Below are 14,961 nucleotides of genomic sequence, written 5' to 3' on the forward strand. Positions count from 1 at the left end.
TGATGATATGTTTATTGAGGGACAGCCTTACGAAAGTATTGCTTACAATAAAGATTTGCTTACAGGTGAGATTTCTGAAAGTAAAAAGAGTAAGAGGCAGAGAGGCATTAAAGGAAAGGTTTTATTAGAACTTTTTAACGCAGAAACTAAGGAGAAAATAAAAGAAGCATATACTGAAAACTTAATACCAGACCTGTATTTTAAAGATACCTTTTTAACTCATTTTGTTCAGGGAATTATGGGAGCAGGAGGTCAAAGGTATTGTAATAACCACAGCTGGTTTGAATATATTTACCTTACTGATAATGATAAGCCTGAAAATATGAATGAACAGAGAGTTATGGGTAATGTTATAGGTTATGCTCATAGAAATACTACTTACTCTGGAAATGATACAAGGCGAGGAACTATAAATAGAGCAGAATCAAAATTTGAAGTTACAGATTCTAAAATAAAGATGAATTTTGTATTTGACTTTCCAACCCATGCGGCAAATGGGAAAATTGAGAGCATCTACTGGGCCGAAGGTGACCCAGACAATAAAGATTATTTTTACCCGGGAGCTGCAATCTATGGAAGGGAAACAGCTGATTCAGATTATGCCGTATATAATACTACAAATCCTAAGAGATACTGGGCGATGTATACTTTATTTTCTTATGCAAGAACTATAAAATTTACAAGTCCAACAAAGGGATGGATATTAGCAGATTCAAGGGATACAAGCTTAACACAGTCAAGCTATATTCAATTTCCAGACAGCTTAAAAGGACAATGGCTTATGATTCCATTTGATATAAATACAAATGATGTTGTGTTTTGGGATAAGGTCATTAAACTTTTAAATTCAGAAGGAAATGCACTAAACATTGACAGCAGCCATGCTATAAGAAAATATGACGGTCTTAACCATGTATCCCCATATATTCAGCCAGATGGAGAACTTATTTTTATTGGGTATTACCTTTACAGCATTAGCAGTGAAAGCTATATGAGAATATATAAGTGGACAAAAGTAGGAGTTCAATTAAGCTTTGTTGATATAAATATGAGCCAAAGCTTTAAAGATATAGCTTATAATGTACCTTTCAATTACAGAACCGTTTCTAGTGATGGAATTTATCTTGATGGTTGCATTGATATTATTGGATACACCTCAAGAACAGACAGCCAATTTAATGAAACAGTTTATACAAGCAGATGGATTAGGGTAGATGCCACAGGCAATAAGGTTCAGGATATGAATATCAAACCTAAAATAGGCAACTGTACTTGGTTTGGTAAAAAAGGAATGGATAGTGGAAACATTGAGAGAAGATGCTATGTTTATAATTTTTATAGAAGTGCTAATAGAATTTATTTATATTACACAAGCACCCAAGGAGGTACAAGCTTTTATCAAGTTATAACTCCTCAAGGGAATTTACTGGAAGCCTATAAAATGTATTTTAGTTTTCCAAATGGTTATGGTAATTATTATTATCATAATATCCTTGGTACTGACAGATGGATAAGCAGATATACTTATGCTTATAACAACTATGTTCAATTATGTATCCAAGCCCTTTTAACAAGCAGACCTATTGGAGCACATACCAAGCTTGCACAGCCTGTTGAAAAAACCGAAGCAAATACAATGAAAGTTCAGTATATGTTTGAAGTAGATTTAATTAACTATGGAGAAGATTTTTATTAGAGTGGAGGGATTTACAGTGAAAAATTCAATTAATTTTATTCAAGCAGTATTTGCTGCCATTGGCGGCTATATTGGTTGGTTTTTAGGAGGGGTTGATGGCTTTATGTATGCACTGATTACCTTAGTTGTCATTGATTATGTTACAGGCCTCATGGTAGCAGTGCTGGAAAGAAAGCTATCAAGTGAGGTTGGATTTAGGGGTATATTTAAGAAAGTTTTGATTTTTGTAATGGTAGGCATAGGAAATATAGTAGATGTTCATTTGATTAAAAACGGTAGTGCGATTCGTACTGCTGTTATTTTTTTCTACATTTCTAATGAAGGTATAAGCATTATTGAAAATTCAGCAAAGGTTGGACTACCAATACCTCAAAAATTAAAGGATGTTTTAAAACAGCTAAATAAGGAGGATGAAAACAATGGCTAGATTATGTTTTGACTATGGACATGGTGGAAATGACAGTGGAGCCTGTTATAATGGCAGGAAAGAAAGTAATGATGTATTAAGCATAGGCAGAGCTGTAGCAGCAGAGGTAAGAAGGCATGGAGTTACAGTTGATGAAACAAGAACAACCGATGCTACAGTAAGTCTTAATGATAGAAGTGCTTTTGAAAATAGAAATACTTATGACTATTTCATATCTTTTCATAGAAATGCCTTTAAGCCAGAAACGGCTAGAGGGGTTGAAACTTACACATACTTAAATGCTAGTACAAGGTCAAATGCATTAGCACAAAGGATACAAACATCTCTTGTAGCATTAGGTTTTACAGATAGAGGAGTTAAAGAAGCAAACTATCATGTGTTAAGAGAAACCAAAGCACCAGCAGTTCTTGTGGAGATAGGTTTTATTGATAATACAGGAGATAATAATTTATTTGATTCAAAGAGAAATGAAATAATAAAGGCATTAGCAAAAGCAATCTTAGCACAAGTAGGAGTTGATTACATTGAACCATCAGTATCAACACAGCCAGCAAGTGGACAAACTCTTTATAGGGTTATGGCAGGCTCCTACTCTGTTAGAGAAAATGCTGAAAAGCAAGTGCAGAAGTTAAAAGCAGCTGGCTTTGATGCAACAATTATGATATTTAATAAGTAGTCGTTACTCTAAAATTAGGGTAGCGGCTTTCACTTTTATATAGCTTGACTTCTATCACCTTTAGAGTGATGTATAGTAGTACCAAATTGATAGAAGGGAGGAAATAAAATGCGTGTTAGGATTATTGAACCTGTAAAAAAGCAGGAAAATAAAAGGAAAAGGGTTTGTGCATATGCAAGGGTTTCAACTGGCAGTGAAGCTCAGGGGGAATCTTTAGAAAACCAGATTCAATACTATGAGAATCTGATTTCAAATAATCCTGATTACGAATATGCAGGTGTATTTGCTGATAGAGGAATTACCGGCACTACAGATAATAGACCAGAGTTTCAAAGAATGCTTAATCTTGCAAAAGAAGGGAAAATAGACTTAATCATCACCAAATCTATCTCAAGATTTGCAAGGAATACAGCAATAATGCTTCAAGTAGTAAGAGAACTAAAGGACATTGGTGTAGAAATAATATTTGAAAAAGAGAATATCAGAACTTTATCAGGGGATGGAGAGCTTATGCTAACCGTCCTCTCTTCTTTTGCCCAGGAAGAAAGCAAAAATATCAGTGACAACTTAAAGTGGAGGGTAAAGAAGAAGTTTGAACGAGGGGAGCTGATTATAAATACCACAAGATTTTTAGGTTATGACAAGGATGAATACGGCGATTTAGTTATAAATCCTAAAGAAGCAGAAATAGTTAAAAGAATATTTGAAGATTATTTAAAAGGCAAAGGAACATTTACCATAGCCAAAGAATTAAATAGCGAAAATATTCCTACCGTTGCAGGCGGCAGATGGCATGAAAGTACAATTTTAAATATATTAAAGAATGAAAAGTACAAGGGAGATGCCATACTTCAGAAATATTACACACCAGACCATTTGAGAAAAGTAAGCGTAAGAAATGAAGGTGTAATTGACAGTTATCATATTGAAGATAATCATTCTCCCATAGTTTCAAGAGAAATGTGGGAGCAGGTTCAGATAGAAATTGAAAAAAGAGCTAAGGCAAAAGGGAATAAAGCGGAAGATAGAAAGAAATATACAAACAGATATCCATTAACAGGAATGCTTTACTGCGGTAAATGCGGCTCATCTTTAAGGAGAAGAACTCGGAACAGCAGGCACTCTTGTAAAAAAATAGTTTGGCAGTGCAGTAATTATATTAGAAACGGAAAAGACGCCTGCACTGGAACATCAATTGATGATGAGGTTATAAACAGGCTTAATATAGAAGAACCGATAATTGTGAGGGAGGAAGTTAAGGATGGCAAGAAATATTACAGTTATACCTGCAAGAGCAAACAGGAGCAATTTAGCAGAGCAAATACAGCCGCAGAAAAAGAGAATGGCAACCTACTGCAGAGTGTCAACAGACCAATTAGAACAGTTATCAAGCTATGAAGCACAGGTCAATTATTATACTAATTATATAAATGGGCATCCAGATTATGAATGTGCAGGAATTTATGCTGACGAAGGTATTTCAGGAACAAACACTAAAAAGCGTGAGCAGTTTAATAAAATGATTGAGGACTGCAGAGCAGGAAAAATAGATATGATTATAACTAAGTCTATAAGTAGATTTGCAAGAAATACACTGGATACTTTAAACTACGTAAGACAGCTTAAGGAATTAGGCATTGGAGTAATATTCGAGAAGGAAAACATCAACACTTTAGATTCAAAGGGAGAAGTTTTGCTTACTATCCTCAGTTCCCTTGCCCAAGATGAGTCAAGAAGTATAAGTGAAAACTCCACATGGGGCATAAGGAGAAGATTTGAACAGGGAAAGCTTCATATAAATCATACAAAGTTTTTAGGCTATGATAAAGATGAAGAAGGAAATCTTGTTATTAATGAAAAGCAGGCTAAAATTGTAAGAAGAATTTATAAGGATTATCTCGATGGTAAAGGTCCAAATAGAATTGCAAGAGAGCTTGAAGCAGAAGGCGTTCCTAACTGGAATGGGAAACCTAAGTGGTATGAAAGCAGTATAAGAAAGATTTTAAGTAATGAAAAATATAAAGGTGATGCACTACTTCAGAAGACTTATACCGTTGATTTCCTAACCAAAAAAAGAGCAGTAAATAATGGTGAAGTTCCAATGTATTATGTAGAAGAAAGCCACCCTGCTATTATAGATAAAGAAATGCATACTGCGGTACAGCTTGAAATGGAGAGAAGAAGAGCCTTTGCTGAAAAGTATAATATTAGTAAATTAGACTATGCCACTGTTGAGAATCCTTTTGCTGGAAGAGTTATATGTGGACACTGTGGCAGTGCCTTTGGACGAAAGGTTTGGAATTCCACTGATGAAAGGTTAAGAAGGGTTGTTTGGAGATGTAATAAGAAATATAAAATAAAGGGAAAAAAGAGCTGTGAAAATAAGCATATAGATGATAAGGTTTTGTATCACGCCTTTGTGAATACTTTTAATGTGATGGTGGAGAATAAGAATTATTTTATGGAGAAGTGGAAGGAAGAACTAAATAATGAGAATGTGTTGGTAAGATACAGAGCAAAACAGTTTATGGGGATTTTAAAGGATGCAGAAAAGGTAGATGACTTTGATATCGATATGTATTTTAGATTGGTAGAGAAGATGACGGTGTTTTATGGAGAGAAGATAATAATTAGTTTGCTTGATGGGACTGAGGTTGAGGTTGTGGTTGAATAAAGGAATTTGAGGGAAGTTGAGAAGGGTGGAGCAATTTTATACAGATTTTTCATTTTAAATAATAACATGGCATTAGATCACTTTTTGTCATTTGATGTCGTAAAATTTTACCAAAGAAATTATTGACATTTTTGTTATGGGGGGGGGTAAAATAACAAACGTAGACAAGTTGTATATGTGATTTTGTAATCAACATAATTTGATGGTTACAGTTTAAAAGATATTCATGTTTGCAAAAACTCTTACATAATGTTTTTTATTTTAGTTTTTGTGTACAAGTTGTGTTTAAAGTACAATTTTTTTCAGTTTAGGAGCAGTGAAGATTGGCAAAAACTCTATAATCAACTCACCTCTATCGAGAGGTGTAACTTAACATTAAAAGAGTATATAAATGTTAATAATCTATGTTCAGCAGGTATTAGAAAAGCAAAAGTTGTATCTCTACTAAACTGTATAGCTTTAGTAGCAGGCACTATTGCTGTTAATCAGAAGTCTAACGACTTAAATTTAAAGCAAGCAGAATAAATTTATTATTTTTAAAAGTTATTCACAGGTGCAATAGCACCTTAGTTTTGCTATTATCTTTTTCTGCATAAAATAGTTAATTATTAATAAAAAGTAATGGGTTTTTTAATATAATTGGAGAAAGTTAATTGTGCAATTCCCTCAATTAGAAGTTATATTTTAAGTACAAGCAGTTGATAAAAATTATATAGATTTTAGATGTATAGTTCAAATTCTTATGCTTAGTGTATCATAGCTTATTTTTATTACACAATTAATTTATTGATTCCGGATAAATAAATTTTTGTGTAGTATTAATAAAATATTGAATTTTTTGAAGGAATGGAGAAGATGATGAAAAACAAATTAAAAAATTTAAGTTTAGTCACATTATTTTCAGGTTTAACAGCTGTTTCATCAAATTTGAAGATGATGTGGATGACAGGGGCTATGTCAACTACTGCTTTTGTTACAAATTTAGCTTATACAGTTTACTATGCTCTTGGAGGTGGAAATATTAACTCGCTAAAGAGTGCAATACAATTTGTACTTGGAAAAGGTTTGAATTACAGTAACTGGTACGATTTAGCTTGGACAGTCATAGATGCAGTACTAGTGTTTTGCCCTTTAGGTACGGCATCGAAAGTAATTATATCAGTATTAAGACTTGCACCAGCATTCTAGGTAAATTATATAAGAATATTTCCTCAAAAGGGAATATTCTTATATATTAAGGAGATCAGATGAGAAAAAATATTAAATATTTAGGGTTGTTTACTTATACTATTTTACTTATTATATTTGGTTATTCATTAGTTACCCAAAATAATAACATTTCTGGTAGTATTACAAAGGTTATAAGAGAAAATATTGAATTTTTAAATATATTTATAATTAACTATAGTAGCGATATGTTTTTGATATTGCTTTGTTTATTTGGTATAATAGGTTTTTTGGCTACAAGTAATACTCTTATTACACTAGGGACGCAAATACATATTGTTTCTATAAAATTAAATATACCAATTTATAAATTAGTAGCTGTATTATGTATACATGGAATTGAGGAAGTTGTTGCTTTAATAATTGTACTATCCATTTCAGTGGATATAATTACATTATGGTATAAATATTTAATAACAAATGAAGTAGGATCGCTATTTTGTGAATATAAAAAATATATAAAAAATAAATTGCCATTTAAGTTATTTATTATATTTATATTATTATTTATAGGTTCTATATTAGAATATTTTGTTTCGGTGCCAATTTTTGATAAATATATTTTATAATAATAAGAGAATCAGGAGGAATTTACAGTATGAAATCTTTTATAGAAGATTTGTTTGATAATACAAAAAAGAAAAATCGAATATACATATTATTAATGATTTATATAAGTTTTATGCTTGAAACATATATTGGTATAATATATTCACAAGAAATATTTAATACTGTAACAAATAATAAAGATCAAGCTAAGATAATACAAATAACAAGTAATGTTTCATTATTTTTAGTACCTATTGTAAGATTATTTACACTATTAATTATATTAATTATTTTTTATGCATTTATAAGTTTTATTTTAGATGAGTATAAATTGAAAGAAATAATGGACAAGAAAAAGTTTATACATGTTTGTGAAATATTTTATCCTATTAAAAGTATTGTTATGTTTATAGGATGCATGGTTGTATTTATATACATAAAATTAAAAAAATATTCACTTATTGATTTTAGTGATAAATGGATATTTATTACAGGAATATTGTCAACATTATTTACGTTAATTTATCTATATTTAATATATAAGTATATTTGCTCGAAAATTAATAAAAAGAAAAATAATATAAAAATATTTTTAACTGTTTTTAGTCCATATATTATATATATAATATTATCTCGAGTAGGTTCTTTATTTTTAAAAAGTGCAATCTAAGAATAAATTTTATAAAATCTATAAATCATAGAGGTAAAACTGTAAGTGAATGGAATATGTGTGTACACAAGGATTTTATATATATTTAAAATTGGATTTTATATAACTGATTGAAATAATTATATCTAATAATTATATCTGATGAGCAGGTTTGATGTGCTTATTTTCTGAAGATGTAAGTATGCACTATAATGTTCTAATTTTGATATTTGTTACAATTTAAATATTTTTTTATTATTTTGTAAATAGATTAATAAGCAAGCTTTGCTTTCATTCAGAATTGGTTACAAGGTTTAATTATTTATTTTTATTGATTTTACTATAGATACAAAAGATCTTTTTATTTTTTAAAGTGCATACTATGAGTTCTTATTTAGAATTAGATACAGAAGGTAAAAATATTAGTTAAAAATAATATGAAAAGATTAAGTATGAAGTTAACAATTATCAAACTATAAGTAAATATTTGATTGGAGAAGATATGATGAATAAAATGGAGATTGTATTATTTTCAAATGCCATTAGTGCACTTGTAGTTTCATTAGTATTAAAAAGCAATATTAGCGAAATCGGAAAACTTAAAACAAAAATACAAAATCATCACAATATTAGCAAGAAGATGTTAGATATAATAATAAATATATTGTTGCTTATTGGATTTATTTTACTAATAATTTGGATTTTGCAATTATTTATAAAATAATTTAGGAGATATGTGCTATGAATATGATAGAATTTAAAAATGTATCAAAAAATTATAATGATTTTCAAGTACTTAAAGATATAAGTTTTATAGTAAAAGAAAAATCAATTACAGGCTTTATAGGACAAAATGGTGCTGGAAAAACTACAAGTTTAAAATTACTGTTGTACTTATTGAATAAAAATTCAGGTATTATAAAAGTTTTAGGAAAAGAACTTAATGAAAATAATGCTTTCTATATTAAAAAAAATATAGGATATGTAGGTTCTGATGTAGAAAATTTTGGACACTTAAAATTAATTGAATTTTGGACATTTGTATCGAAAATATATAAAATCCAAAAAGCTACAATAGATAAGAGAATAAAGGAATTAGCTATTGTCTTAGAATTAACTGATTCATTAACTAAGCAAATATTTTCTTTTTCAACTGGAATGAAAAAGAAAGCATTTATTGGTGCAGCATTAATTCATAATCCTAAACTTTTGATTTTAGATGAACCATTTGAGGGAATTGATCCACTTTCAAGAAAAACAATTAAGAATATTCTTAAACAATTAAATGAAAACGGAGTTACTATTTTTATAAGTTCCCATGATTTAACTTTGGTCGATGATTTTTGTAATGAACTTATACTTATAGATAAAGGAGAAATAAAATATTGCTCTAGTATTAGAGAATTACATGAAAAATATAATGACTTAAATTTAGAAGATATTTTTGCAACGATTATCAATTATAAAAGTAATTATAATAAACTTTCTTGGTTAGAGGATAAGGAAGATTAATATGAACGTTGATTTTGAAGTAGTAGGAAGTTTATTTGGTTTCTTAAGAACATATGAAAGAAAATTTAATATAAAATACAAAGTTTTATTTCAGATATTAGCTTTTTTAGTGTTTTCATATGAGTGGTATTATATTATTAATTATTTTGAAAAAGAACAAAAATTTTTGTTGTTGAAAAATATTATAATAGGTGAATATTACATATTCCTTTTTATATTGTTTATATTTTTATTTGTTAAGAGCAACATAAATAATATTTCTAGAATTTTCATGTTGGATTATTTTCCAATAGAATTACATGATTCTTTTTTTACATATATCATTTATAATATTTTTACTTTAGAGTTTGTTTTTTTATTTATATGTTTTTTTGTTCCAAGCTTTATAATATGTACAAATTGGGTAGATTTTATAAAATTTATTATATTAAATTTTGCTTTAATAAGTTTTTTTTACTTATTAAATAATATAATCTCACTAATATTTTTAATACTAAAGAATTTAAAAATGAAATATTGGATTTTTACAATTATTATATTAATTTCATTAAGTTATGCTTTCTTTCATTTTAGAAAGTTAGAGTTGTTTTATATAGGTTACATTTTTAAATTAAACAATTGTATTTTCATAATTATTGTTTCTATTTTAGTTAATTATCTTCTTTATAATTTGAGTTTTCAAATATTCAAATTATTAAATAAAATGTATAAAAAATAATTTCTAAATCTTATTTATAGTATTAGTTTAATAAAATAAATTTGGATTTATTAAAAATGATTTAAAACTTTTGGATGGTGATTACATATGTGGAATATAATTAAATTGTATTTTTTAAAGAGTTTAAGATTAGAAAGTAAAGTAAAAAATCTTATTTTTTTATTTTCTTTAAGTATAATATTCTATATAAAAATTATAGAAAACACTAATAATATCTACATAATATGTGCAATAATTATGGCATCTATTAGTTGTGGAATTTCTATGTGTTCCACAGAGTGTTTATTAAGCGATGTATTTATAAAAGAAAATGAATATTTATTTTCTTTACCAATTGATATAAATAAGTATATTATTTCAATAAATAGCTTCGCTATTATTAATTCTATATATTATTATCTAATTTTTATTATTATAATTTTCATAAATAGTTTAATCAGACATATTAATTTGATTCCTAAAAATGCAATTTTGATTATACCAATAATTTTTTTTAGCCTATCTTTAGGTAATTTCATTACTGTTGTTAACATTAAAAGAATAATATTTGCAGATAAAGACTTTAAAAATGTAGCTAAATTCTTTAAAGATTTATTACTAAGATTTGTTTCTGTAGTTCCTAATATTATTATAGTTTTATTAATATCAATTTATTCTGAAAAACAGAATATTATTATGGTATTCATATTGTTCTGTTTGAGCTCTATCTTAATGTATTATTTATCAATAATAACATTGTCAAAAAAACTTAAAAAACAAGATGAATTTTTAGAAAAGTTATTTGAATAAATTAAATTTTCTTTATGTAATATTCAATATACTTTGTAAAAAAGAGGAGAGAGTAAATGAAGAAGAAACACATTATTGTTATCATTCCTTTAATTTTTATAATATTGGTCGGTATTTTATTATATATTCTTAATAATACAGATGTATCAACTAGTAAAACTATAAAAGTAGATTTATATACCATACCAGCTATAGATAAAGTATTTGTAAATGGTGTTATTACTCCAGAAAATAGTAAAAACATATTCTTAGATAGTACAAAAGGAAGTGTAAATAAAATTTTTGTTACTAATGGGCAACTGATAAAGAAAGGAGATACTCTTTTTGTTTATAAAAATGATCAAATTACTGATCAAATAGATCAACTAAACAAACAGATAGAAGACAGTAATAATCAAAAAAAACAGTTGAACGATAATTTGGTAGCTACAAAGAAGCTTTTAGCTAAGCAGCAGGAGGAAACATCAAACCAAAGAATACAGGCGGGGATAGAAAACAATGCTGCTATTTCTATTTCTCAAACATTAGGTTTAGAAACCCAAATTAGCAGTTATCAAAATCAAATAGATAATATTCAAAATCAAATCAAGTCTTATAAAGACCAGATTAGAACCTTAAAAGAAAAAGAATTCACTTCAGTAATTTCATCAATAGATGGGAAAATATTATTAAATGATTTGGAAAAAGATCAAACAAAGCCATTTATTGTAATTGAATCAAATACATTTTATATTAAGGGGATTGTAAATGAGAAAGATCAACCCAAGATTAAAGAAAATCAATCTGCGGATATACTTATATTTTCAACAAATAAAACTTTAACAGGAAAAGTAAAAAGTATAGGAAACAGACCAACGATTGCAGAGGCAAGCACTCAAGCATCAGTAGGTGGAAGTTCCAATAATATATCCTATTATGAAGTAGCTATATCTCTGGATTCTCAAGAGAATATAATTAACGGATTTCATGTACAAGCTACTGTATATTTAACAGAAGGTGGCATAAAAATACCAAGGAGTGCCATCATTGAAAATGCCGGTAAGAAGTATGTATTTAAAGTTGTAGAGAAAAAATTAGTTATGCAAGAGATTACTTATGATGAAAGTAACTCTAATGATGTAATTGTTCGATCGGGGCTAAAAGAAAACGACAGTATAGCAGCAAGTGCAAAAGACGTGAAGGAAGGTATGTCTGTTGAGTAAGTTTATTAATTTAATGAATATAAATAAATATTATAAATTAAAAGATAATAAATTACACGCATTAAAGGATATAAACTTAACTATAGAACAAGGAGATTTCATTATGATTATGGGAAAATCAGGGAGTGGAAAAACGACACTTTTGAATCTCCTCGGTTTTCTTGACCGTTTTGATGATGGAAAATATATATTTAACGGAAAAGACATTACTAATCTTAATGAGAATCAAAGATCTGAGATGAGAAATACTTATATGGGCTTTATATTTCAACAGTTTCACTTAATAGATTCTTTAACTATTGAGCAAAATGTTGAGCTTCCCTTGCTTTATAAAGAGAAGAATGTTATATCTAAAAAAGAAAAAGCTCAGCGAGTTGAAAAATATTTGGATACTGTAGGCTTATTGAATAAGAAGAAGCAAACACCTTCAGAATTATCCGGAGGACAGCAGCAGCGAATTGCTATAGCCAGGGCTCTTATTAATGATCCCTATGTAATTTTTGCTGATGAGCCAACTGGTGCGTTAGATAGTGAAACAGGTGAAGATATTATGAATATACTTAAGAAGTTAAACGAAGAAAAGAAAACAATAATTATGGTAACCCATGATAGTGATTTAACTAAATATGCAAATAAAGTAATTCATATAAAAGATGGATTGATAACAAAGGTGGATTAGATATGTCTATAATTAATTTAATTAGAACTTCAATATATAGCTTAAAATCACATAAATTAAGAGTTTTCCTTACAATGATAGGAATTATCATAGGCATAAGTTCTGTAGTTACAATTTTATCTATTGGGGATGGTTTAAAGGCAGAAGTAAATAAGTCTGTAGAGGATACAAGTGCTAACAAGATAAATGTTTATTTTGAGTCAGAGAACATGGGGGCTGATTTAACTCTGATTGAACCATTCAACAAAACAGATGCTTATTATCTTAAAAAGGTAGCGGGAGTAGAAAAAGTGGAAGCTAGTCAAGGGTTTGCAGGAATAAGCTTTACTTCTGGACAAATAAATTTTTTTGATAAAAATGTAACTGTAATGCTTGATAGTTATGATGGGAAAAAATTAAATATTAAATATGGACGATCCTTTAAAGAAAATGAGAATTCTTCAAAATTAATAGTGCTTAATTTTGAAGCAGCAAAAAGTCTCTTTGATTCTCCTGAAAAGGCTATTGATAGAGCCGTATCCATAAATGGGACTAATTACGAGGTAATAGGAGTTTTAGGGGAAGTTGGAGCTTTTTCTCTAACGGGTACCTCAAGTTACATATCAAAAACTGCAAAAGAAGAAATGAATTCAGATACCAATATTTCAAGCCTAGACATTTATATTAAGACAGGTGAAGATAAAAGTAAGGTTTTTGAGGACATAAAAAAAGAATTGATACAGCAACATCCTAATTTAAAAGGTGAATATAAGCTTCAAGATCCTCAGGCAATTACTAAAGCTTTCGAAAAGATAATTGGAGGATTAACTGCCTTTATAGCGCTAGTTACAGGTATATCCTTATTTGTTGGTGGGATAGGTGTAATGAATATCATGTATGTATCTGTATCTGAAAGAAAAAGAGAAATTGGTATAAGAAGAGCCATTGGAGCAAAGCCAAAAAGTATTTTACTTCAATTCCTCTTTGAAGCTATTTTAGTAACTGGAACAGGCGGATTAATAGGTATTATATGTGGATTCCTATTTGGTAAAATAGTTGGAATTTTCTTACCTTTTCCTCCAGTATTGACAGTAGGAAGCTTTTTAGGATCAACCCTTACTTCAGTTCTTGTGGGAATAATCTTCGGAATAATACCGGCTGTTAATGCATCAAAAATGGACCCAATTAAGGCGATTTACAGGTAAAAGTTATTAATTAAAATTTTGCTGAAAGCCATTGTTATACTAAGTCAAAAAAATATTTATTGTAGGTTTTGTTATGGAAAATAATCAAAAACAAAAATTAGGAGCGGGCATATTAACACTGTCAATTATTCAATTAGTTTTTAGTGGGTTTGGAATGATAGGGTTTATTACATACTTTGCTGTGAAAGATCAGATTGCAGCGGTTCCAGGAGTTCCTGTAGTGCCAGCTTATACTTACATTATCAGTATTATAGTTACAATAGTAGCAGCGATAGGTATTATTTTAATATTATTTAAGAAAGAATTAGGGATATACATCTATTATATTGCTCAAGTGGCAAGCATAATATCTTCACTTGTAATAAATGGCTTTAAGCCTTTAATGATTCTTTCTTTGATAATTCCAATACTTATGGGATTCTTTATCTGGAATAAAAAAGAAGTGTTTGGCATTGGCGTTAAGGCAGGAGATGTAAATATGTAAATTTTGAACATAGGTTTTGCGAAATTGTATTAAACGCAAGATTTTTTGACCCCCTTCAGCTTTAAGGGGGTCGTACCTTTCCACAAAACCTATTTCAACGCGTATTAGTATCAACTTTCTATCAAAACACACGTGGAGTGTGTAGCGTTGATAGAGAAGAAATAGGAATAACATTATTATCACTTATAGCTTTTAAAGATTAATAAGTATGTATGCTTAGGAGCGGAAGAGAACCAAAAATATATTAATGTAGAAATAATATTTGAAAAAGAAAATATCAAAACTTTATCAGGGGATGGAGAGCTTATGCTAACCGTCCTCTCTTCTTTTGCACAGGAAGAAAGCAAAAATGTCAGCGACAGCTTAAAATGGAGGGTAAAGAAGAAGTTTGAACGAGGAAAGCTGATTATAAATACCACAAGATTTTTAGGTTATGACAAGGATGAATACGGCGATTTAGTTATAAATCCTAAAGAAGCAGAAATAGTTAAAAGA

General features: G+C 28.8%; 16 protein-coding genes and 1 pseudogene. All 17 read left to right on the forward strand.

Features of this window, described 5'->3' with window-relative positions; all coding sequences use genetic code 11:
- Positions 1-7 precede the first annotated feature (7 nt).
- Positions 8-1,696: a hypothetical protein gene (locus B5D11_RS08035; protein WP_078682525.1), complete on the forward strand. Its 1,689-nt coding sequence runs from the start codon at positions 8-10 to the stop codon at positions 1,694-1,696.
- Between the two features lie 16 nt (positions 1,697-1,712).
- On the forward strand, positions 1,713-2,123 hold the full coding sequence (locus B5D11_RS08040) for a phage holin family protein (protein ID WP_078682526.1): 411 nt from the start codon (positions 1,713-1,715) through the stop codon (positions 2,121-2,123).
- A complete protein-coding gene (locus B5D11_RS08045; RefSeq protein ID WP_078682527.1) occupies positions 2,116-2,799 on the forward strand; it encodes an N-acetylmuramoyl-L-alanine amidase in 684 nt (227 codons plus the stop codon). The genes B5D11_RS08040 and B5D11_RS08045 overlap by 8 nt, the downstream gene beginning before the upstream one ends.
- Before the next feature lie 108 nt (positions 2,800-2,907).
- Complete coding sequence (locus B5D11_RS08050; RefSeq protein WP_078682528.1) at positions 2,908-4,197, forward strand: recombinase family protein; 1,290 nt, start codon at positions 2,908-2,910, stop codon at positions 4,195-4,197.
- On the forward strand, positions 4,142-5,473 hold the full coding sequence (locus B5D11_RS08055; protein ID WP_078682529.1) for a recombinase family protein: 1,332 nt from the start codon (positions 4,142-4,144) through the stop codon (positions 5,471-5,473). The genes B5D11_RS08050 and B5D11_RS08055 overlap by 56 nt, the downstream gene beginning before the upstream one ends.
- Positions 5,474-5,743: 270 nt before the next feature.
- Entirely contained in the window at positions 5,744-5,998 is a 255-nt protein-coding gene (locus B5D11_RS12550) for a hypothetical protein (RefSeq protein ID WP_143327685.1), read from the forward strand.
- Positions 5,999-6,328: 330 nt separating this feature from the next.
- Positions 6,329-6,661: a hypothetical protein gene (locus B5D11_RS08060; protein ID WP_143327686.1), complete on the forward strand. Its 333-nt coding sequence runs from the start codon at positions 6,329-6,331 to the stop codon at positions 6,659-6,661.
- 59 nt (positions 6,662-6,720) lie between these two features.
- Positions 6,721-7,269 carry a stage II sporulation protein M gene (locus tag B5D11_RS08065; protein WP_078682531.1) on the forward strand — a complete coding sequence of 183 codons (549 nt, stop codon included), beginning with the start codon at positions 6,721-6,723 and terminating at the stop codon, positions 7,267-7,269.
- Between the two features lie 29 nt (positions 7,270-7,298).
- Positions 7,299-7,919: a hypothetical protein gene (locus B5D11_RS08070; protein WP_078682532.1), complete on the forward strand. Its 621-nt coding sequence runs from the start codon at positions 7,299-7,301 to the stop codon at positions 7,917-7,919.
- Positions 7,920-8,403: 484 nt separating this feature from the next.
- Positions 8,404-8,622: a hypothetical protein gene (locus B5D11_RS08075; protein WP_078682533.1), complete on the forward strand. Its 219-nt coding sequence runs from the start codon at positions 8,404-8,406 to the stop codon at positions 8,620-8,622.
- Between the two features lie 17 nt (positions 8,623-8,639).
- Complete coding sequence (locus tag B5D11_RS08080) at positions 8,640-9,410, forward strand: ABC transporter ATP-binding protein (protein WP_078682534.1); 771 nt, start codon at positions 8,640-8,642, stop codon at positions 9,408-9,410.
- 955 nt (positions 9,411-10,365) lie between these two features.
- Positions 10,366-10,917: a hypothetical protein gene (locus B5D11_RS12665; RefSeq protein ID WP_180376980.1), complete on the forward strand. Its 552-nt coding sequence runs from the start codon at positions 10,366-10,368 to the stop codon at positions 10,915-10,917.
- A 104-nt stretch (positions 10,918-11,021) separates the two neighbouring features.
- Complete coding sequence (locus tag B5D11_RS08095) at positions 11,022-12,119, forward strand: efflux RND transporter periplasmic adaptor subunit (protein ID WP_180376981.1); 1,098 nt, start codon at positions 11,022-11,024, stop codon at positions 12,117-12,119.
- A complete protein-coding gene (locus tag B5D11_RS08100) occupies positions 12,112-12,798 on the forward strand; it encodes an ABC transporter ATP-binding protein (protein ID WP_078682538.1) in 687 nt (228 codons plus the stop codon). The genes B5D11_RS08095 and B5D11_RS08100 overlap by 8 nt, the downstream gene beginning before the upstream one ends.
- Positions 12,799-12,800: 2 nt before the next feature.
- Positions 12,801-13,982: an ABC transporter permease gene (locus B5D11_RS08105; protein ID WP_078682539.1), complete on the forward strand. Its 1,182-nt coding sequence runs from the start codon at positions 12,801-12,803 to the stop codon at positions 13,980-13,982.
- 73 nt (positions 13,983-14,055) lie between these two features.
- Positions 14,056-14,466, forward strand: a complete 411-nt coding sequence (locus B5D11_RS08110; protein ID WP_078682540.1) for a hypothetical protein — start codon at positions 14,056-14,058, stop codon at positions 14,464-14,466.
- A gap of 306 nt (positions 14,467-14,772) precedes the next feature.
- Positions 14,773-14,961 (forward strand): annotated as a pseudogene (locus B5D11_RS08115) (recombinase family protein); the annotation flags it as partial.

The organism is Clostridium sp. USBA 49, assembly GCF_900167505.1.
Classification (GTDB): domain Bacteria; phylum Bacillota; class Clostridia; order Clostridiales; family Clostridiaceae; genus Clostridium_AT; species Clostridium_AT prolinivorans.